The organism is Wolbachia endosymbiont of Armadillidium vulgare str. wVulC (assembly GCF_001027565.1).
Lineage (GTDB): Bacteria > Pseudomonadota > Alphaproteobacteria > Rickettsiales > Anaplasmataceae > Wolbachia.
Window position 1 is genome coordinate 31,721 of record NZ_ALWU01000001.1, and the last position, 19,857, is coordinate 51,577.

General features: G+C 33.8%; 22 protein-coding genes, 1 tRNA gene and 2 pseudogenes. 12 read left to right on the forward strand and 13 right to left on the reverse strand.

The window, feature by feature from the left end; translation table 11 throughout:
- Positions 1-110 precede the first annotated feature (110 nt).
- From ubiG to tsaB, 3 genes are all read left to right on the forward strand, one after another.
- Positions 111-1,277 carry a bifunctional 2-polyprenyl-6-hydroxyphenol methylase/3-demethylubiquinol 3-O-methyltransferase UbiG gene (gene ubiG, locus wVul_RS00140; RefSeq protein WP_047758673.1) on the forward strand — a complete coding sequence of 389 codons (1,167 nt, stop codon included), beginning with the start codon at positions 111-113 and terminating at the stop codon, positions 1,275-1,277.
- Positions 1,278-1,402: 125 nt separating this feature from the next.
- Positions 1,403-2,533 carry a cation:dicarboxylate symporter family transporter gene (locus wVul_RS00145; protein WP_047758674.1) on the forward strand — a complete coding sequence of 377 codons (1,131 nt, stop codon included), beginning with the start codon at positions 1,403-1,405 and terminating at the stop codon, positions 2,531-2,533.
- Positions 2,533-3,138, forward strand: a complete 606-nt coding sequence (gene tsaB / locus wVul_RS00150) for a tRNA (adenosine(37)-N6)-threonylcarbamoyltransferase complex dimerization subunit type 1 TsaB (protein WP_047758675.1) — start codon at positions 2,533-2,535, stop codon at positions 3,136-3,138. The genes wVul_RS00145 and tsaB overlap by 1 nt, the downstream gene beginning before the upstream one ends.
- On the opposite strand, the gene wVul_RS00155 is transcribed toward tsaB, so the two are convergent.
- Positions 3,108-3,737 (reverse strand): adenylate kinase family protein, encoded by a 630-nt coding sequence (locus wVul_RS00155; protein ID WP_047758676.1) that lies wholly within the window; start codon positions 3,735-3,737, stop codon positions 3,108-3,110. The genes tsaB and wVul_RS00155 overlap by 31 nt on opposite strands.
- Positions 3,738-3,980: 243 nt before the next feature.
- Between wVul_RS00155 and wVul_RS00160 the strand changes: the two genes are divergently transcribed.
- Positions 3,981-4,691 (forward strand): class II aldolase/adducin family protein, encoded by a 711-nt coding sequence (locus tag wVul_RS00160; RefSeq protein ID WP_047758677.1) that lies wholly within the window; start codon positions 3,981-3,983, stop codon positions 4,689-4,691.
- Positions 4,692-4,715: 24 nt separating this feature from the next.
- Here wVul_RS00160 and wVul_RS00165 read toward each other — a convergent pair.
- A pseudogene (locus wVul_RS00165) lies at positions 4,716-5,147 on the reverse strand (integrase core domain-containing protein); the annotation flags it as partial.
- Positions 5,148-5,381: 234 nt separating this feature from the next.
- Here wVul_RS00165 and wVul_RS09595 point away from each other — a divergent pair.
- The 4 genes and pseudogenes from wVul_RS09595 to wVul_RS00185 all read left to right on the forward strand — a co-directional run.
- A pseudogene (locus wVul_RS09595) lies at positions 5,382-5,636 on the forward strand (transposase); the annotation flags it as partial.
- Positions 5,637-5,715: 79 nt separating this feature from the next.
- Positions 5,716-5,913, forward strand: a complete 198-nt coding sequence (locus wVul_RS00175) for a hypothetical protein (protein ID WP_047758679.1) — start codon at positions 5,716-5,718, stop codon at positions 5,911-5,913.
- 413 nt (positions 5,914-6,326) lie between these two features.
- Positions 6,327-7,793 (forward strand): ankyrin repeat domain-containing protein, encoded by a 1,467-nt coding sequence (locus wVul_RS07970; protein ID WP_153295351.1) that lies wholly within the window; start codon positions 6,327-6,329, stop codon positions 7,791-7,793.
- Positions 7,794-7,843: 50 nt separating this feature from the next.
- A complete protein-coding gene (locus tag wVul_RS00185; RefSeq protein ID WP_047758680.1) occupies positions 7,844-8,647 on the forward strand; it encodes a hypothetical protein in 804 nt (267 codons plus the stop codon).
- Here wVul_RS00185 and wVul_RS00190 read toward each other — a convergent pair.
- The 9 genes from wVul_RS00190 to rpsD form a co-directional block, all read right to left on the reverse strand.
- Complete coding sequence (locus wVul_RS00190; protein WP_047758681.1) at positions 8,629-8,814, reverse strand: hypothetical protein; 186 nt, start codon at positions 8,812-8,814, stop codon at positions 8,629-8,631. The two genes, wVul_RS00185 and wVul_RS00190, sit on opposite strands and share 19 nt — an antisense overlap.
- A gap of 2 nt (positions 8,815-8,816) precedes the next feature.
- On the reverse strand, positions 8,817-9,152 hold the full coding sequence (locus wVul_RS07975; protein WP_153295354.1) for an ankyrin repeat domain-containing protein: 336 nt from the start codon (positions 9,150-9,152) through the stop codon (positions 8,817-8,819).
- 26 nt (positions 9,153-9,178) lie between these two features.
- Positions 9,179-9,397 carry a hypothetical protein gene (locus wVul_RS00195; protein WP_153295356.1) on the reverse strand — a complete coding sequence of 73 codons (219 nt, stop codon included), beginning with the start codon at positions 9,395-9,397 and terminating at the stop codon, positions 9,179-9,181.
- A gap of 52 nt (positions 9,398-9,449) precedes the next feature.
- The gene (gene lipA / locus wVul_RS00200) at positions 9,450-10,313 is read right to left on the reverse strand and encodes a lipoyl synthase (protein ID WP_047758682.1); all 864 of its coding nucleotides are present in this window, start codon (positions 10,311-10,313) and stop codon (positions 9,450-9,452) included.
- Positions 10,306-10,620 (reverse strand): 50S ribosomal protein L28, encoded by a 315-nt coding sequence (rpmB, locus tag wVul_RS00205; protein WP_047758683.1) that lies wholly within the window; start codon positions 10,618-10,620, stop codon positions 10,306-10,308. The genes lipA and rpmB overlap by 8 nt, the downstream gene beginning before the upstream one ends.
- A 54-nt stretch (positions 10,621-10,674) precedes the next feature.
- Complete coding sequence (locus tag wVul_RS00210; RefSeq protein WP_047758684.1) at positions 10,675-10,998, reverse strand: DUF721 domain-containing protein; 324 nt, start codon at positions 10,996-10,998, stop codon at positions 10,675-10,677.
- A gap of 246 nt (positions 10,999-11,244) precedes the next feature.
- Positions 11,245-11,439 (reverse strand): Fe-S cluster assembly protein IscX, encoded by a 195-nt coding sequence (gene iscX, locus wVul_RS00215; protein WP_047758685.1) that lies wholly within the window; start codon positions 11,437-11,439, stop codon positions 11,245-11,247.
- 20 nt (positions 11,440-11,459) lie between these two features.
- Positions 11,460-11,546, reverse strand: a tRNA-Leu gene (locus tag wVul_RS00220).
- A gap of 10 nt (positions 11,547-11,556) precedes the next feature.
- Complete coding sequence (gene rpsD / locus wVul_RS00225) at positions 11,557-12,171, reverse strand: 30S ribosomal protein S4 (RefSeq protein ID WP_047759056.1); 615 nt, start codon at positions 12,169-12,171, stop codon at positions 11,557-11,559.
- Positions 12,172-12,276: 105 nt separating this feature from the next.
- On the opposite strand from rpsD, the gene tkt reads away from it, so the two are divergent.
- Positions 12,277-14,238, forward strand: coding sequence for a transketolase (gene tkt / locus wVul_RS00230; protein WP_047758686.1), 1,962 nt, complete (start codon positions 12,277-12,279; stop codon positions 14,236-14,238).
- Positions 14,239-14,600: 362 nt separating this feature from the next.
- Here the strand turns inward: tkt and wVul_RS00235 are convergent, their stop codons facing one another.
- Entirely contained in the window at positions 14,601-16,553 is a 1,953-nt protein-coding gene (locus wVul_RS00235; protein WP_047758687.1) for an AAA family ATPase, read from the reverse strand.
- Between the two features lie 285 nt (positions 16,554-16,838).
- Between wVul_RS00235 and wVul_RS00240 the strand changes: the two genes are divergently transcribed.
- Positions 16,839-17,759: a ribose-phosphate diphosphokinase gene (locus tag wVul_RS00240; protein ID WP_047758688.1), complete on the forward strand. Its 921-nt coding sequence runs from the start codon at positions 16,839-16,841 to the stop codon at positions 17,757-17,759.
- The gene (gatC, locus tag wVul_RS00245; protein ID WP_047758689.1) at positions 17,749-18,102 is read left to right on the forward strand and encodes an Asp-tRNA(Asn)/Glu-tRNA(Gln) amidotransferase subunit GatC; all 354 of its coding nucleotides are present in this window, start codon (positions 17,749-17,751) and stop codon (positions 18,100-18,102) included. The genes wVul_RS00240 and gatC overlap by 11 nt, the downstream gene beginning before the upstream one ends.
- Before the next feature lie 41 nt (positions 18,103-18,143).
- Here the strand turns inward: gatC and wVul_RS00250 are convergent, their stop codons facing one another.
- Complete coding sequence (locus wVul_RS00250) at positions 18,144-19,394, reverse strand: Tol-Pal system protein TolB (protein ID WP_047759057.1); 1,251 nt, start codon at positions 19,392-19,394, stop codon at positions 18,144-18,146.
- A gap of 205 nt (positions 19,395-19,599) precedes the next feature.
- Here wVul_RS00250 and wVul_RS09410 point away from each other — a divergent pair, with 205 nt between their 5' ends.
- Complete coding sequence (locus wVul_RS09410; RefSeq protein WP_179943839.1) at positions 19,600-19,752, forward strand: hypothetical protein; 153 nt, start codon at positions 19,600-19,602, stop codon at positions 19,750-19,752.
- The last annotated feature ends 105 nt before the right edge of the window (positions 19,753-19,857 follow it).

Below are 19,857 nucleotides of genomic sequence, written 5' to 3' on the forward strand. Positions count from 1 at the left end.
AATTTATTTCAAGCTTCGAAGCTTTAAAAAGGTCAGGAGTACTAGACTGCTTGACAAAAAACCCAAAATAAATTATCCATGTTAGATGCCTTGAAGTCATAGTTTCTTATATGTCAGATGTAATATCGATTGCCTCGGACCATGCCGGTTATGAATTAAAATCAGAGATAAAGTCTTACCTAGAAACCCTGGGTTATGCAGTGGTAGATTGTGGCTGCACTGCTGAGCAAAAGAGTGTAGATTATCCAGACTATGCTGTCAAAATTGTAGAAGATATAACAAATAAAAAAGCAAATTACGGGATATTAATTTGCGGTACGGGCCTTGGTATGAGTACCGTAGCAAATCGTTTTGAAGGAATCTACGCCGCTTTATGTAGTAGTGTTGAGATCGCAAAATTAGCTCGCGAGCATGGCAACGCAAATGTACTGTGTCTTGGTGCAGGATTTACTGCAAGTGAATTAGCAAAAGATATAGTAAAAAAATTCCTCGAAACAGAATTTTCAAAAGAAGGCAGGCATAAAAAACGTCTTGATAAGCTTAGCAATATCAGTAAGAAAAAAAAAACACAAACTTATAACGAAGATGAAATATCAAAATTCGCTAAAATAGCAGGTGAATGGTGGAATGAAAATGGCAAATTCAGGCCTTTGCACATGATGAATCCTGTGAGAGTATCATACATTATTGAGAAAATAAAAGAGTTAAAAAAATGCGATTTAAAAGAACTATCATTACTTGATGTTGGGTGTGGTGGTGGCATTTTGTCAGAGTCAATGGCGCGTATTGGCATTGACGTTGCAGGAATAGATGTATGTGAGGAAAACATAAAAGTAGCACAGTCACACGCAAAGAAAGTAGGATTAAATATAGAATATACACACACTAGCATTGAAGAGCTAAGCAATAACAAGAAGTACGACGTGGTTTTGTTGATGGAAGTGGTTGAACATGTCGATAATTTAGAGTTTTTCATGAAAAGAGCAATAGCACTGTTGAAGCCAGAAGGGCTAATTTTTATATCGACAATAAATAGAACTATTAAATCCTTCTGTCTTGCAATAGTCGGCGCAGAGTACATATTAAACTGGCTGCCTAAGGGTACTCATAACTGGAACAAATTTCTCAAGCCGTCAGAAATTGCAAATTACCTAAGAGAAAACAATGTTACGCTGCAAAACATGGCTGGTATGGAGTATAACGTAATAAAGCGTGAATGGAACTTAGCCAAAGGTGTGGATGTCAATTATATACTTTGTGGAAACGTTATAATTTAAAATAATTTTGATTTCATTCAAGCACTAAGGATGGAAGAAAGTAATGCAAATATTTTAGGCAGTTTTACTTTACTTAGCAGCTAATTTACCATATGTATGTCCATAGGATATTGCTATATTAGAATATGTTACAACTATTCATCTTACTTGCTGTTATTACTTCAGTTGCACTCTTTGGTTGTTTGGTTCCAATGGAAGTGAAAGCCTTCTTGTATTCAATGAGCCTTAGTATAAAAGAGGTTTTGCTATTTATAATGCCTTTTATTGTTTTTGCATTAATCTTTAGCAGTGTTAACAATTTTAAGCAGTCGGCTATAAAGTTTATATTGTTACTTATTATAACGATTTTCTTGTCGAATCTGGCTTCAAGTTTAATAGCTTATTCTGTTGGGCATTTTATCATACAAAACACTTATTCAATACAAGATATAACGTATGAAGAAACAATTGTTCCTTTATGGTCGTTTAGGCTGCCTGCATTGCTTTCTAATTTTTATGCCCTTGCTTGTGGATTTATGTCCAGCATAGTAGTGTCCACACTTTTACCCAAGAAAAGCAAAGAGCTCTCGAGCAAAATATCAGACTTAACTCTTTTCATTTTGAAGACATTTTTGACGCCGATTATTCCAATATTTGTACTTGGGCTTGCTTTAAAAATGCAACATGATCAGGTTTTATCTATAATATTTAAGGATTACTCAATAATTTTCATTATTATAGCATCTGTAACCTACCTTTATGTTTTTCTCTTATATGGAGCAGCAAATTCATTCAAGATCACAAGCTGGATAGCTAGCATGAGCAATATGATACCGGCATTTATTACTGCAATGAGCACAATGTCTAGTAATGCAACTATGCCGCTTACTCTTGAAGGAAGCAAAAAAAATGTAAAGCAACCTGACATAGCATCGTCTGTTGTGCCAATAACTGCTAGCTTTCATTTAGTAGGTGATTGTTTTTTTATCATAATATTATCAATGATAACTGCCTCCGGTTATTCATTATGCACAACAGACTATGTAACTTTCCTTTTCTACTTTTTGTTATTTAAATTTGCTATCGTTGCAGTTCCAGCGGGAGGGATTATGGTAATGCTACCTATTCTTGAGAAGTATCTTAAATTCTCTCCGGAGATGCTTTCATTAATCACAGCATTGTATATAGTGTTTGATCCAATAATAACTTCAGCAAATGTTATGGGTAATGGTGCATTTACTATGATGTTTACAAAACTCTATGATAAACTTAAGTAATGTCCATTCTAGCGATTGACACTGTAGGTACTGGTAGTTCAATAGCAATAGTTGATTATGATGGTAATTGTTTTATAGAGCGCAATTCCGCCAGCAACAACCATGCAGAATCATTTTTTCAAATTCTGAATACTTTGTTTGATAAGCACAATTATAATTATGATAAAATAGATCATTTAGTGGTAGTAGTTGGACCAGGAAGTTTCACTGGAATTAGAGTTGGTATATCAGCAGCACAAGGTATAAACCTTGCTGCAAATAAGCCATTATACGGAGTTAGTGCGCTGGAGATTCAAGCATATGCAATATCGTTGCTTTGTGCAAATAGCAAAAAAAATATTAAAGCTATAATTGAAGATGATCAAAGGTTTTATACGCAGTTATTTGATTTCAATTTGTCACCGCTATCAAATCCAGCTGTAGTAAGTGAACTCCAGTCTGAAACGGACTGCATTACATATATGGATTGCAGTTTACCGAAGTTAGATGCTAGCTATGCAGGACTATTAGTCCGTTATAGACTAGAAAATAAACAAAAATTAAATGGAGTCGAAGCTCTATATTTAAATGAGCCTCAGTATATGAAATTGTCGTCTTTTGTGTAAACGCTGTCAATTTGGCTAAGTCTGTACATATGACTTATTACTTCTTCGGCTACTTCTTTTATGCTCATATTTGAATTTTCTATCTCTATAGCATTCGGTGGTACAAATAAATCTTCTACCCTAAATTTAATACTATTTATATTAATAACCTTTCTATTTTTTCTTTGCTTTTTTAATGCATTACGCTCTTGTAATGTCAATGGATTACATCTAAGTATTACAGGAAGGATTTTTGTGCCCATTTTTTTACTAAGCTCTACTACTGAGTTATAAATTTTTACGTTGTAATCATTATTTTTCATTAACTCATCAATAAATATATAATTTTTTGAGTCAATTGGATAGGCTTCTATTGCCCGAAGCATAACGTGTACAGTGTTATATATTTTATCTTGAACTTCTTTGGGAGTTTGATTATGCTCAAAGGCGTCATTGTATATTGGGCAAATTTGAGTGCTGTTATAAAAGTGACTATTTACAATTACTGCATTTATCGTACTGGATAATGTTACTGCTGTGGAAAGTTTACCACTTCCTGAAAGACCAGTGATATATATAAAGAACTTTATTAGCTGGTTTTTTATGTGAATATTTACCATATTATTTTTAATGTTAAAACCTACATTTATAATAACATAAAAATAAAGCTTTAAAACATATGAGATGTTACATAAAAAGTCATTTTTATAGTTAAAATATTATGTAATCTAAAAACATAAACTCTAATCACTTAAGACAAGTGATAGTGCAAGAGTGCTTAGTATTTAGACGTAGGCTTACTTTTTATTTTATAACAAACTTTTTTTCATGTATAAATCTTTAGAAAATCTTAGTCAGTGGTTATGTTGTTAACAAATAGTGAGTTGAAAAGAGGCCTAGTCGACGCCTATCAGATCTTGTCTTACCTTAAACTAGATGATCATACATATACTCATCTCTCCGTACGTTCTGAAGATAAAAAGTCATTTTATGTTTATCCGTTTGGTATACGTTTTGACGAAGTGGATGAAAGTTCACTAATGAAAGTATCTTTTGATGGAAATATAATCGAAGGTAAAGAATATCAATATAATAAAACTGGCTATGTAATCCATGGCTTTATTTATCAAGCAAGGCAAGATATTCAAGCAGTTTTTCACCTGCATACACCTTCTATTGTAGCAGTTTCTTCTCTCAAGGATGGACTACTTCCAACAAGTCAGTGGGCACTACACTTTTATAATAAGGTATCTTACCATGATTATAATTCCCTTGCACTTGATGATGCGGAAGGAAAGAGATTAATAGCTGACTTTAAAGAAAATTTTGTGATGTTAATGCGCAATCACGGATCTATAACATGTGGTCGGACTATACAAGAAGCAATGTTTTACACATATCACTTAGAACAGGCTTGCAAAACTCAATGCTTGACGCTAGCAATGAATAGGGAGTTGTCAATTCCAAGTGAAGAAATTTGCTCAAAAGCTGTAAAGGATCTTTTGTCTTTCGAAAGCAATCTTGGTGAGAGGGATTGGCACGCATGGGTTAGGCTGATTAAAGGTAAGTTATAAGAGGTGTAATAGTTTAGACTTAGTCTAATAGACAAGAATTAACTGACAGAAAAATTGAAAATTAATATCAGCATTTTGTTTAATGCTACTAATATTTTTCTGAAAAGCAACATGCATGCTATCAAAAAACGTTTGCATAGCAATATTTACCCGAATGTGGTCGAGATCTATTGTAAGAATGCATCCAATTGATCCACATCTAGCTGAAGTTCTGCCAAAGGGGTATAAATTTTCTTCCTGAAGATAATATTGTAGCATTCATCTTCTATGAAACCTTTCACATATGCCATTGATCTGTGGAGTTAGTTCTAGAATGGTTAATATTTTCAACTCCCAAATATAGTATAGGTCTGCCACAATACTCTGTACCACGGTCAGTCAAAACGCGTAGCAATCTGTTTCATCAAAAAATGGTACGACCCTGTCATTAAGAAGATCTGCAGCTGTTATGGGAGTGTTAAATAAACCATAGGCGTCAAGTTAAGGAAAAGTGGCATAAGAAAGAAGAGAAGCGGTAAAAATTATTTTAGACATTAAACGATAAAATTAGTAATTTATAGACTCTTTAAAAAAAAATTATCTTTTTAGATCAAGATTTCTTAAAAAATAAATATAACAAATAAACCTTAAACGGTTGCTATATTGGGTGTATTCTCTTAACTTGACGCGTTTCAGCCTATACTGTTGAGAAGGGAGGCATTTCTTATCATGGATTGTGCTAGTTGGCATAAGTCAAAAAATTTAAAGATACCTAAAAATATCAACATTATATACCTACCTCCATACTCACCTGCTGTTGAGAGGCTTTGACTATATATAAAACAGAACATTTTGCGCAATAAAATATACGATACAATTGCTCTGCTTGAGGGTGCTTTGTGCAAATTTATTACTTCTCTTGCCAGCTCCACAATTAAACAACTCTCCTATTTGACTGGCCAATAATGAGAATTGGTATAAGAAGAGAAATTTGAAAGATTGTCTTACAAGCTTTTAAAATAATGGAATACAAGAGCTATATAATATGAAAAATTTTCACTACATTGTTGGTAAATTTAATTTAGCTCAAGAGAGCGTAGTAATGACTATTAGGAAGCAGTTAATTGGTGAGAAAGCAAAGGCAAATGCCGATTATTCTCTTTTGGCTATAATAATGGTAATTATGCTCCCCCAAAGATGGGCTATTTATCTTGGACAAAAGGAAAAGACTTATACCACATAGAAAGTAGATTGGAAGAAGCAGAAGTAGATCAGACAGCAATGAAAAAGCTATCATTGAAATAAAAGGTTTATAGTAGATTTTTGGAACTTTCTATCATCAAACAGTGCGGAGTAGGGGATGTGTTCTTCGAAATGCAGCTAAGAAAAAGATTTTGCATTAAAGCAGTGACTTACGATTGGATAACACGAAAATGAAGGTCTTGATCTTAAAGTTTAAAATAAACAATTCAAGATAAGATATTGAAATTTGCCCTTCTATAGCTTTACTAAAAACATATACACATTCATTCTTTAAGAAAGTAAATTAAAAATTTTTATAGAAGCCCACTAGCTTGATTGTTCAATATTAAAATCATTGCATTTTCGTTAAATATATGTAGGATTTAAGTATGAGTTTTAACTGTGAGGTATGGTGTGATAGAAAGTGAATTTGAAGTGATATTACAGGAGTTAGAGCGTAACTCAAATATATACAGCAACGATATAGCTACAGTAATAGCAGATGAATTACAAGAATATAGTTCAAGAAGGTCAAATGAAATTAGTGAATGCCGTGAATCTATTCAACATAAAATGCAGCTACTGAATTACGACTACAATAGAGAGATACAGTCATTAAGTAATGATTATAATAGAAAGATAAATTTGTTAAAACATAAGTCTGATGATGAATTATTAAAGGAATTATATAACAATAATAGGCCTAATAATGAATTGAAGTGTGACACACCTGATTACGACTGGGAATATAGAAAACATAATAATGATCTGGAATATAGTAAAGTAAAATTTGATGTAGAATTCAAGAAATACGAGGAAGAGCTCAAAAAATTAGAGCAGGAACGTCATAGTATAAAACACATGATGCATGAATATGATCAGTGGAAAAAATGCGGGTTCGATATAAATTATGTTTTTAAAGATAGTTCAAAAGAATTTACATTACTACATTTTGCTGCGAGTTTTGGAGATACAAATATTACAAAATTGCTGTTAGAAGAAGGAGCAAGTATTGATATAAGAGATCAAAACAAAAATACTCTCCTGCACCTAGCTGCTTCCAATGGTCATACAGACACAGTAAAACTTCTAGTGGAAAAAGAACCAGACCTGAGTGTAGTGAATGAAGAAGGAAATACTTCCCTGCACCTAGCTGCTTCCAATGGTCATACAGACACAGTAAAACTTCTAATGGAAAAAGGATCAGATCTGAGTGCGGTAAATAAGAACGGAGATACTCTCCTACATTTGGCTGCTTCCAATGGTCATACAGACATAGTAAAACTTCTGGTGGAAAAAGGATCAGATCTGAGTGCAGTAAATAAGAACGGAGATACTCCTTTAAATATTGCTTTCTATAACAATCACACAAAAATAGTTAAGTGCCTAATGGAAGAAGAGCCAAGAATGAAAGAAGTCGTAGAGCATTTAGTGAGATGTGTAGTAGAAAGCAAGACGCACAAGTTACTAAAAGGTAGTACTTCCTTACACCTAGCTGCTATTTACGACTGTACAGAAATAGTAGAATCTTTACTGAAAAAAGGGAAAAGTCCTTTATCGAAGGATATTGATGGTAAAACTCCAAGAGAGTTGGCTACAGACGAAAATTTGGTACAGATTTTTAGGGTTGCAGAAATAAAACAACAAGAATATGATGCAACCAAGTGGGGTATTGTTAGTGGTGGATCAACAGCAGCACTTGGTGCAACTGTAGCGGCAACGCTCTTTGCAACAGTATTTACAGTTGGATTTCTGCCTATAGTGGGAGCAGTTGCTGCAATTACAATATCTGCGTTAGCAATTGGTGGAGCTACATATATGGTTTTGAAGCCTAATACTGAACAAAAAATAAGTAACAAATTGCAAACCTTTGAAGCATAACCTTTACTTATGATTGAACTAAGAATATGTATATAATATAAAATTGTGATATGGCAAAAAAAATAGTTAATGCATTAAAATCTGAAGTAGAAAAGCTCAAGTATGCTGATTTAAAATCTGTGCCAATAAAATCAGATTGTTGGAACTCTGGTTACAACACATATATTGACCTTGGTAGATCGCACAACCTTACTATTAACAAATATAAAATAGCCAATGAGCTTATCGAGGAGCTGTATTCAAAACATAAAGATCTCATTTTAGGGAATGAAAAAAGAAAAAGGGATTATCGTTTATTTCTTAAATTAGTTTTTATGGAAATATTTATACATGCTGGTGCAACAGTTCCGAGTGACTCTATTATGGAAGAATTGATAACTAGCTATCATCAAGAAGGGTATAATCATTTTCTGTTTCTTCATATATTAAAGGCTCTTTCTTCACTTGGCTTGCTTATGTTAGATTCTGACGTGATGATAACTTATAGTATGGATTGTCATAACTCCAATTGTCTAAAACTCAGTTTTAGCATGGAATGTATAAAGGTACGCAGCAGTGACCTTGTTAATGATATCAAAACACCAGGTTTTCACAGTTCAATAGAATTTAAACTGAAATGTAAAGGTCGAAATGTAACATATGAAGATGGTAAAGTATCTCTTACTATTCCGAAAGAGCTGAAAAATTATAAAGCAAGTGGTAGAAATTTTTTTGACATTACTATTGAGCATTTCCAAGAATTTTGTGGGAATTTAGGATTTAAATTTGAGACAAAAGTAGAACATACTCTAGGTGAACCACTGAAAGTGTTAAGTGATGTAAATGTGCTTTGCGCTCAGTTAGAATTAGGTTGAAATTTTAACAGCAGCAAGCCTGTTAAGATCTTCTTCAGCGTAATAACTTTGATGTGATTCTTTTCTCTTATCTTTAGAGCTTTATCTAGCAATTCAGGAACACTCAAGGCCATGTTAACCTTTAAATATTCACATTTGCTGCTTAAGATAATTTTCTTTGCACTCAATTTTAGAGCGAATTACCTCTCCCTTCCATACTGGACTGCACAGTAACACCTTCTAAATTAGTAAAAGTATACTCTACTAGAAAGCTTAAAATCTCACGCCTACCTCTTTCAGCAATTAAATGTAAAGGTATTGCTCCATAATTGTTCTCTACATTAATACCAGCTACTCTCTCTATTAGAGATCTTACTACATCAATATTACCATTCCTAACAGCGAGGTGTAAAACTGTTTGTTCTGTTACATTATCACTAGTGGGTGCTTCTCTATACGTATTAGTCTCTTCTTCTGATGTTCTTCCTCCAATATCTCTAATAGCGGTTTCTAACTCTTTTAACATTGCGTTATTTAATCTTGACCTTTCACTTAATCTTGTATTACTCCCTGACTGTCAGCAATAATTACATAATCTAAAGCTGTAAGACTCTTATAATTAGTGGTAATAATATTGTTAATATAATCTCTTCCTAATTCATTAATAATCTCCAATGCTCTTTCCAAGTTGGATCTAATATCTTCAATAGTAATAAGAGAAATTTTTTCAACTAATTCTTCTTGTAATTCTTTTATACCCACACTACTCACTATATAAATGCTTATATTTTAATTATATTACAGTAATTAATAAAAGTCAGTATTAATGACGAGCCTTGAGCCTGTTAAAATCTTCTTCAGCGTGGTACGATGACCGCGTCAATGGGCTTGATGCAACTACCAAAAAGCCTTTGGAATAAGCAATATATTTATAATGCTCAAACTCTTCTGGGGTAACATATCTATCAATCTTTGCATGCTTTGGAGTTGGTTGCAAATATTGACCAATTGTAATGAAGTCAACTTCGGCACTGCGTAAATCATCCATAACCTGAAATATTTCTTCTTTTGTTTCTCCAAGACCAACCATAAGCCCTGACTTCGTGAAAAGCTTAGAATTGATCTGTTTCACCATCTTTAGCAAATATAGTGAATGAAAATAACGAGCTCTTGGTCTTATTTTTGCATACAGCCTTGGTACTGTTTCGATGTTGTGGTTATAAACATCAGGTGATGCAACAGCAATTGCTTCAAATGCTCCTTTCTTATTTAAAAAGTCTGGAGTTAAAATTTCTATTGTTGTTTCTGAAGTTATTTTTCTAATTTCCTCTATACACCTTATAAACTGATTTGCACCGCCATCTGATAAATCATCGCGGTCAACAGAGGTAATGACAACGTGCTTTAAATTTAACTTTTTTATTGCTTTTGCTAAATTTTCTGGTTCATGAGGATCGAGCTTATCAGGAATGCCAGTTGCAACGTTGCAAAACGCACAAGCACGAGTACAAACAGAACCAAGGATCATCACAGTAGCATGACGTTTATTCCAACATTCACCAATATTTGGACATGCAGCTTCTTCACATACCGTATGTAAGTTATGTAGCTTAACAGTGTTTAAGGTCTCATTGAATACTTTACCAGCTGGAGCTTTTGCTCTGAGCCATGTAGGCTTACTATGCATCTGAAACAGCTAACTCCACCTCTTGTTTTGCTAAAACTTTCTTTAATCTTCTTTTTATCTTTTGCGCTTCTTTACTTAGTTTAATTGTTTTTGTATTGAGCAAGAAAGCATCAAGATCACCTTTGTAATCTATAGTTCTTAAAGTTCTTGTTGCTATACGAAATTTAAACTTTTTGTTTAATATATCACTCATCAATGTAACTGGATGCAAATTTAAGAAAAAGGCACGCTTTGTTTTACGATTTGAATGCGATACCTTATTACCAAAGGACTTTTTTCTATTTGTTAATTCACAAATTCTACTCACTTCAATATACCAATTTATCCTATGTAACTAGGTTAACCTTATATAGTTAAATAGTCAACTCCCTTGCTTGATTTTTATGCCGTATACTGCTTTATAGCCAAAAAACACCGTAATTTTTTCCATTACAAGAGAAACCATATGCTGCATTTCCAATGCTTTACTGCCATTTGTTACTACCAAATACAGCACACCCGAATTTACATTTTGTGCGTATGAGATCTTTTGTGGTTTTGTACATTCTGCTATTTCCTCTCCAACTATACTCTTCCAGTTTAAAATAAGACGTATTTCATTTTTACTAATCTTATTTTTCATGCATTTTAATGCATAGTTTTCTATTATAGATTTTAATTTCTTTGGCCCGCTATATTTAAACATCTTTTGCCATGGATTCTAGTGGTAAATGATTCATAGAAAAACTTAAAAGTGAAGTATACTATACCATAGTGGCAAAAACAAGTTGACACTTAATGCTAAAATCATTATGCCATAAAAAGCAGTATTTTTATATTTCAACTTAGCATTTGCCAGAAATTTTGTATAGTATAGTATTTCTAATAGAAATAAGATTATTTTTTACCGTATACCATAATGTTCATGCAGTTATGTCTGAACTATGTTTTTCTAAGATCTTTCTGTAATCCAAGCTGCTTGAATGGCCTCTAGTATTTTTTCGTTACAATGCTTTTCATCATCATCAAACTCCTCTAAATCCAAGACCTTTCTTTTGAGCTCAGTGAATCTGATACTTATTATATCCTCGCTTGGAAATTTCTCTTCTAGAGCTTCTGCAATATCTTCTATATCAAGCCATTTCATACTTTTTCAATCAATTAAACTGGTGCCCATGGGGAGACTTGAACTCCCAAGGTCGCAAAACCCACGGATTTTAAGTCCGCTGCGTCTACCGATTCCGCCACACGGGCCTTTTTTTATCTATCTAGAATAAAATTCTACTACTAAATTGACTTCCATGTCTGCTGAATAGGGAACTTCAGAATATTGAGGCACTCTCAAATATTTCACTGAAAGTGCTTTACTATCTGCCTCTAAATAATCTGGAGCTTTGTGCTCTGGTTTTTGTTCAGCCTCTACTACTATAGGAATTTTTGCTGCTCTTTCCCTTATTTTTACTATATCACCGGGCTTCACTCGATAACTTGATATGTTAACTACCTTATCATTAACTGTGACATGTTTATGAGATATAAGCTGTTTTGCTGAGTAAATTGTTGGCACAAAACCAGAGTGATATAAAACAGAACTTAACCTTGATTCTAGGGCACCGATAAAATTATCAGCCGTATAACCCTTTCTCTTGTAAGCATCTAAAAACGTACGCCTAAGCTGCTTGCTTGAAATTGCATAGTAGAATTTAAATTTTTTATGTGCGGCAAATTGCTTACCAAAGTCAGATAATTTCTTGTATCCAAGAATACCATGTTGACCTGGAGGGTACTTTCTCTTATTTACTGGATCTTTTGCTCTACCCCATAAATTTACACCATACCTGCGGCAAATTCTGGACTTTCTCTCAATAGTAGTTGTCATACAAAAATTCTCACAATTTAACTCTAAATTATTAATGATTTTAGCATTAAGTGTCAACTTGTTTTTGCCACTATGGTATAGTATACTTCACTTTTAAGTTTTTCTATGAATCATTTACCACTAGAATCCATGGCAAATGCTGTCCGCTTTTTATCAATTGATGCAGTACAAAAAGCAAATTCTGGACACCCAGGCATGCCACTTGGCATGGCAGATGTTGCAACTGTTTTATTTGCTAAGTATCTAAATCATAACCCTGATGATTCTAAATGGTTTAGTAGAGATCGCTTCGTCCTATCAAATGGTCACGGTTCAATGTTGCAATACTCTATATTATATATGACAGGCTATATTAGTATAGATGAGCTAAAAAACTTTAGGCAACTTACATCCAAAACTCCAGGTCACCCAGAATTTGGCTTAACTTCCGGAATAGAAGCAACAACAGGCCCGCTTGGTCAGGGGTTTGCCACTGCTATTGGCATGGCACTTGCTGAATCGATTCTTGAAAAGCAGTTTGAAATCAGTCACTACACTTACGTAATGCTAGGAGATGGTTGTCTTATGGAAGGTATAAGCCATGAAGCAGCGTCCCTTGCTGGGCATCTTAAATTAAATAAGCTGATAGCACTTTTTGACGACAATGACATCTCTATAGACGGCTCTACTAGCCTCTCTTGCTCTGATGATGTAGAAAAGCGTTTTTCAGCGTATGGATGGAATGTTGACAAAATCGATGGGCATGACTTTGATGCTATATCCCTTGCAATAGAGCAGGCGCAAAAGTCTGATAAACCTACACTAATCTGTTGCAAAACTATTATCGGAAAATTTTCGAGCCGTGCTGGCACATCTTCTGCTCATAGTGGTGCCTTTACAGAGGAAGATGTAAAACAGATGAGAGAAAAATTAAATTGGAACTATGAACCATTTCATGTACCAGAAGATGTGAAAAACGCTTGGATGGAAACAGTTAAGAGGGCAAAACAAAACTATACATCCTTGATCAATGAAGAACTACAAAGAAGACTTGAGAAACGTTTGCCGAATAACATCGAGAGTGATTTGGCTAACCTGAAGAAACAAATATGTGAGCTCATGCCAAACGAAGCTACTCGATCTTCTTTCGGCAAAGTAATGGAAATATTGACTAAGTCTATGCCAGAACTAATTGGTGGCTCTGCTGATCTTACCGGTTCAAATTGTACTAAATATAAGCACATGCAGGCAATAGATAGTAATGATTATGGTGGCTCTTATGTACACTATGGAGTGAGAGAGCACGCTATGGCAGCTTGTATGAATGGTATGGCTCTTCATGGTGGGATTATTCCTTATGGTGGAACTTTTTTAGTATTTTCCGACTACTGCCGCCCTGCTATACGTCTTTCAGCCTTGATGAAACAGCAGGTTATATATGTAATGACTCATGACTCAATTGGAGTAGGAGAAGATGGTCCAACTCATCAGCCAATAGAGCATTTAGCCTCTTTGCGAGTTATACCAAATCTATATGTTTTTAGGCCAGCTGATGCAATTGAAACTTTAGAGTGCATTAGCATTGCACTTGAAAAAAAAGAGTCACCTGCACTATTTGCGCTTTCAAGGCAAAATATTAATTACATGCACTCTTATACTGACCAATTGGCCAACCTATCAAAATTTGGTGCATATATACTATGCGAATATTCAGGGAAGCTAGAAGTGACGATATTTGCTACCGGATCTGAAGTTGAAATTGCAGTTGAGGCAAGAGAAAAATTACAGGAAAAAGGTGTAGGTACAAGGGTCATTTCTATGCCGTGTTGGAGGCTTTTTGACGAGCAAAGTGATGAATATAAAGGGGTAGTATTAAATAATGACAGCATCAAAGTTGCAATTGAAGCTGGAAGTGAAATGGGTTGGCATAAATATATAGGTTCAAACGGTATATTTATTGGTATGAAAAGTTTCGGAGAATCAGCACCTTATAAAACACTTTACAAGCACTTTAATATCAACGCCGATCATGTAGTAAAATGTGTTTGTAAAAACGCTTATCATTCCACTGCGCATAAAATTACTTAATGAACTCGGCCAGTGCCGTTATTATGATGTGTATAACAATGTTACAAAAAATAATATCATAGAATTCAAGAACTAGGGAATTACTACATACTAAAAAAAGCAGAATGCTGTTTATGAAAATAAATGGCAAACATCCAACATAACAATTTCTATTTGTAAATCAGGTGAAGTCAAACCTATAAAAAATTTGGGAGTGTTCACACGCGTCAAGAAAGGTAATTTTTTTTTAAAAAATATCTTAAATTATTAATCAAAAGCTACCTTACTCTACACTTCTGCCATTTTCTCTAATTTAAGCTACAGCACCAGCAAGAACTTTTTAACTTGCCAAACATGTGAAAATTTAAAATCCTAAAAACCATTTAAGCAACTACAAGATTAGTAGTTTGATCAATTTCAACATTACTAAGTGTTGTATTTGCCTTATACAAACAGTAACATCCTGCTGCAAGAAAAATTAATGCAGCTACAGCGAATGAAAGACACATTGCTAAATGAAACATTGTCAAACTTGCACCAACAGCAGATGCTCCAGATAATACAAAAGAAATAGAGGCGTAACTACCTTGCCTTTTACTATTGTTGCTTGCTCCTAAGAATTTTTCATATTTACTATTTAGCTCTTTATTTTTACCTTCAAATTGTTTTTGTAGATCTTTAACACGATTCTCTAATGTGCTTTCATGTTTCTTGAGTTCGGTTACCATACTCTCTAGTGTATCCTGTAATTGAGTGTGTTCTTCAGTACATTGAGTTATTTTAGTTAATTCTTTTCTTACACAATCTAGGCCCTGTTCTAAGTCACTATTCCTAGAGTCAAGTTCTTCAAATTTTTCATCGTATTTTTCCTCTAGAACGTTAATTTGAGTTTGTATATCCCCAAATTTCGCAGCTGCTATTTTACTCCATTGCTGTAGAGTACCTACAACATCTGAACTACTATTTGCAGAGCTATGACTTTCTACATTATCTGCATTATCAATATGAACATCACTGCTACAATTGGGTAAGACAAGTTTAGGACTATTAAGTAATTCTAGATCACCATTAACTTGCTTACCTTCAGGCTCTTGAGATTTCTTCCTCTTAAGATCATTAATTGCCTTAATGAAGTTACTCATACTAATAGTGACTTTTCCTTCTTTAATGTTAGAATGATATATAATATCCCATGCTGTTCTATTTATTAAATTTTCTAACTCAGCTCCCGAGAAACCATCAGTTTTATCTGCAAGTTTTTTAGTATCTACTGTAACTTTCAACTTTTCATTATCTTTGAATTTTCTTATATACAAGTTCAATATATTCTCACGCTGGGTCTTATCTGGCAAAGGAATTTCAATATGATTAGAGAGACGGCCTGGCCTAATAAACGCTTTGTCTAAAACATCTTTACGATTAGTTGCAGCAATTACTGTTACACCTTCTAGTGGGTTGAAACCATCGAGCTCGATTAAAAACTGATTCACAAGGCTGTCGCATAATTGAGCATGACTAGAACTACCACCGCTACCACGTTCTGTAGCAATACAATCAATTTCATCTATAAAAACTATGCAAGGAGCATTTGCTCTTGCCTCTTTAAAAAGTTTTCTTACGTGCGCTTCACCTGCACCAATATACGATTTCAGAAATTCAGGGGCAGAAACACTAATAAACTTTGCGTTAGCTTGACATGCAATTGCACGAGCAATTTTGGTTTTACCATTTCCAGGTGGACCATAAAAAAGATAGCCTTTTTCTGGTTTGTAACCTGTCTTTTGAAGTAATGCTTTATTTTCTTCTGGAATAAAATCAAGGATCTTGTTTAGCTCCTTTCTCAAGCTTTCTGGAATTATAATCTCATCAAGTGTTGTTTTACTTTCCGATTGAGTTGGATCAAAGATTTCTATTGGAGAGCCACCTTGTTCATTTATCAAGCTCATTGTATCAAAATCTCCTTTACCTTTAATGCTAGTATTGTTATTATCTAAACGACACAAAGTAAGTTTTTTAATATTAGTTAAAGCTTTTGCTCCTTCATCACCAATTTTGTTACCAAGCAAATCAAGTTCAGTAAGGTTTATAAGATTACCATTAGCTAAAGCTTTAGCTCCTTCATCACCAATTTTATTCGATTGCAAATTAAGTGAAGTAATGTTTATAAGATTACCATTAGCTAAAGCTTTTATTTCTTCATCACCAATATCACAGATTTTTAAACTAAGCTTTGTAATATTAGGACTGCTCTGTAAAAAGCTTACTAATTCACTTACGGCTATTTTTTCAAGTAGCAACTCAAGAGAGTCGCCTTGAGCAAATTTACTAAAATTCATTTTGTTTCTTCATTAAATATATAAACATTTTAGTCTATATTTTAACAATTATCAAATTTTTTATAAATTTAATGAGAAATTATAGAAAATGCTCAGCATCACAAAAAATTTACTTTATTTTTAAGCAGAAAAACAGTACGTATCTTTGTGAGAATGAGTTGCATGATAAGGAATGGTGAAATGTTTTGTAGCAACTTTTTCGTTTCTATGATCCACTTGGCGGCAAGAATAAAGTTTTAATCATTCCATGGTTTCTGTATAATTTTCAAAACTTAATTGGTATATATGAAGGTAATAATAGGTAGCGCTAGTAAACGATTAGGAGATTCAATAGCAAGTGGTCTACATGCTCAGCTATTCCCTACTCAGGTGTCAAGATTTGCCGATGGCGAGGTAAATGTAGAAGTAGCAAATGATCTACGTAATCAAGAAGTATACGTAGTACAATCTCTTTCTTCCCCTGTAAATGATAACCTTATGGAGCTTCTGCTTACAATTGATGCAGCAAAGAGATCTGGAGCTAAGAGAATAACGGCTATTATTCCTTATTACGGATACAGTAGGCAGGATAGGGTTATTAAAAACAATAATATGCAATCTGCTTTAAGTGCTAAATTAACTGCAAATCTTGTTCAAACTGCGGGTGCAAATAGTGTTGCTGCTATTGATTTGCATTCAAGTCAAATTGAAGGTTTTTTTGATATACCAGTTACTAATCTAATCTGTTTTGAAGTATTTGTTAACTCTATATACAAGGAAAATTTGGCAATAGTTGCGCCTGATGTTGGAGCAATTGGCAGAGCTCGTGCTTTTGCAAAGATTTTAGAGGAAAAATACAAGTTGGATAATAATATTATTGTAGTAGATAAATATAGAGAAAAAGCAGGTACATCTCAGGTAATGAATGTAATCGGAGAGGTTGCAAATAAAAATTGCGTCATTGTTGATGATATAGTTGACTCTGGCGGAACATTATGTAATGCAGCCCTTGCTTTAAAAGACCGAGGAGCAAAGTCTGTAGTTTCGTGCATTACACACGGCATACTTTCAGGTAATGCAGTTGAAAAAATCTCTTCCTCTTCTCTGGATAAATTAGTAATTACGGATACTGTACTTCACAAATTCGAAAAAACTGATAAGATAAAAGTTGTTTCAATTGCAAATATTTTAATTTGCTTCATGCAAGGAGGTAAAAGTGTCAGCTAGGTCAACAGAAGATGTTATCACTTCGCTAATAGAATTTGCAAACAAGAGAAAAATAACAATTACTAGGGAAGAAATGCTTAAAACTGCACAGCTTGTGAGGATTAAGTTATCCGATGATGAGATTAAGTACTACTCTAAAGAACTGACAATGCTGGATTGGATACATGATACTTTGTTGAAAGTTAATACTGAAGGTGTTTCTCCTATGCGTTATGGCAGTATAGACAAGGACATTCATGTACGCGATGATGTTATAAATTCTCAAAACATTAAAGAAGAGATATTGTCCAATACAAAACCTGAGCATGGGTATTTCGTAGTGCCAAAGGTTATAAACGATTAAGGTAAAATAAGGCTCATATCAAATCTATAATAGATCTACTTTCAAAAATAAGACCAATCCGGTAAAGAAGCATTTGTGGGAGTGGAAACCATTTTTTGATTTTTCTTTACTAAGTCTACTAAATATAGTTTAGAGTTGCTTGGTGATTCTGTTCTTGTAAAAATGATTTCTCTACCATTTGGTAGCCATGCCGGAGATTCAATTTTATGCCCCTCTGAAAGCAGACGTTCTTCTTTGCCATCTGGCTTCATAACTCCTATGTAAAATTTTCCTGACTGAATCTTTGTAAAAGCTATCAGATCTCCTTTTGGCGACCAAACAGGCGTAGCATATCTTCCACTTCCAAAACTAATTCTTTTAGGTTTTTTACTTTTGTTAGTAAAATCGATAACGTACAGTTGCTGACTCCCACTTATATCAGAGCTAAAAGCCATATACTTTTGATCTGGAGAAAAAGAGGGAGAAGTGCTTATAGCTGAACCTTTAGTAATTTTTTTTGTTCGTTTACTACTTAAGTCTAGAGATAATATATTCGTTTCACCACCCAATGAGTGGGAAATTAAAAGAGATTTACCATCAGGAGAAAATCTTGGTGCAGAAATAACTCCTTCAAATGCGCTGATTATTGATTCAGTGTTATCTTTTAAATTTTTTAATATTATATAACTTTTACCATTTGTGTATGAAATATAAACAATACCCTTTCCATTTGGTGAGAATCTCGGTGTTGACACAAATTTATCACCATTTGTTAAGTATCTTATATTACTTCCATCTTGATTCATCACAGCAACTTTACGCACAGATTTGTAATTGCTATCTTTTTCTTCAGCAATATACGTGATTTTTGTGTTGAAGTGACCTTTCTCGCCAATTAATCTATCATGTATCACATTTGAAACAAGATGACTAATTTTCTTCCAGTCTTTTGCTGGAAAAACAACCGACTGAGTAAGCAATTCTCTTTTTGTAAAACTGTCAAATAAACGAAACGATAGCTCTAAATTTCTGTTTGATACTTCACTTAAACTTACTGTGACTATGGTATCGCTTTTCCAAGTCTCTATGCCACATTTTACATTAAATAAGCCACTATTAGATAGATTTGTTTCAATTACCTTTGTGATGCTTTCACTTAGTTTGTTTTCCACTTCTGTCTTGCATGCACATTTAGATACAACAAGATCAATATTACCAATATTGCTTTTTTTTATATCAACATATAAAACAGCTTTTGTGGTATAAGGAATAAATAACGAAATAAATAACACCAACTGAACGAATAGCTTCATTAGATTTCTTGCATTACTTTCTGTCATCTCAGCAAATAGTTTATTTTTGAAGTTAAACTGCACGACAATAGAGTAAATCAATTTCTGATGTCATTCCAGTGCTTGACACTGGAATGACATCAGAAATTTTGCAAGTAAGCGCACTGAGATGGCAAGCATAAAAGTAGCTGTTTTATGCTAAAACAAACGTCTTTGACAAGGTTGCATGAAAAACTGGATCCCAGTGTCTGGGCACTGGGATGACATTCTCCTGGTGGAGATTGCTCTAAAACTACAATGTTCGTGCAGTTGTATGCCTGGGCATTGGGATGACACCCTTCTGGTAGACTCAAATCACAATGTTCGTATAGTTGTGTGATTTGACACTGATTTGTTTTTACGGATTCCAGTATTGCATGCTGAAATAACATCAAAGAATACATTGTTAACTTCTTACTCAAATAATGGTTAAAAAAAGAGGTAT

Bases quoted from the DNA above. Each gene is read 5' to 3' on its own strand.
- ubiG (WP_047758673.1), top strand. From the start codon at position 111: ATGTCAGATGTAATATCGATTGCCTCGGACCATGCCGGTTATGAATTA.
- wVul_RS00145 (WP_047758674.1), top strand. From the start codon at position 1,403: ATGTTACAACTATTCATCTTACTTGCTGTTATTACTTCAGTTGCACTC.
- tsaB (WP_047758675.1), top strand. From the start codon at position 2,533: ATGTCCATTCTAGCGATTGACACTGTAGGTACTGGTAGTTCAATAGCA.
- wVul_RS00155 (WP_047758676.1), bottom strand. From the start codon at position 3,737: ATGGTAAATATTCACATAAAAAACCAGCTAATAAAGTTCTTTATATAT.
- wVul_RS00160 (WP_047758677.1), top strand. From the start codon at position 3,981: ATGTTGTTAACAAATAGTGAGTTGAAAAGAGGCCTAGTCGACGCCTAT.
- wVul_RS00175 (WP_047758679.1), top strand. From the start codon at position 5,716: ATGAAAAATTTTCACTACATTGTTGGTAAATTTAATTTAGCTCAAGAG.
- wVul_RS00185 (WP_047758680.1), top strand. From the start codon at position 7,844: ATGGCAAAAAAAATAGTTAATGCATTAAAATCTGAAGTAGAAAAGCTC.
- wVul_RS07975 (WP_153295354.1), bottom strand. From the start codon at position 9,152: ATGTTAAAAGAGTTAGAAACCGCTATTAGAGATATTGGAGGAAGAACA.
- lipA (WP_047758682.1), bottom strand. From the start codon at position 10,313: ATGCATAGTAAGCCTACATGGCTCAGAGCAAAAGCTCCAGCTGGTAAA.
- wVul_RS00210 (WP_047758684.1), bottom strand. From the start codon at position 10,998: ATGTTTAAATATAGCGGGCCAAAGAAATTAAAATCTATAATAGAAAAC.
- iscX (WP_047758685.1), bottom strand. From the start codon at position 11,439: ATGAAATGGCTTGATATAGAAGATATTGCAGAAGCTCTAGAAGAGAAA.
- rpsD (WP_047759056.1), bottom strand. From the start codon at position 12,171: ATGACAACTACTATTGAGAGAAAGTCCAGAATTTGCCGCAGGTATGGT.
- tkt (WP_047758686.1), top strand. From the start codon at position 12,277: ATGAATCATTTACCACTAGAATCCATGGCAAATGCTGTCCGCTTTTTA.
- wVul_RS00235 (WP_047758687.1), bottom strand. From the start codon at position 16,553: ATGAATTTTAGTAAATTTGCTCAAGGCGACTCTCTTGAGTTGCTACTT.
- wVul_RS00240 (WP_047758688.1), top strand. From the start codon at position 16,839: ATGAAGGTAATAATAGGTAGCGCTAGTAAACGATTAGGAGATTCAATA.
- wVul_RS00250 (WP_047759057.1), bottom strand. From the start codon at position 19,394: ATGAAGCTATTCGTTCAGTTGGTGTTATTTATTTCGTTATTTATTCCT.
- wVul_RS09410 (WP_179943839.1), top strand. From the start codon at position 19,600: ATGAAAAACTGGATCCCAGTGTCTGGGCACTGGGATGACATTCTCCTG.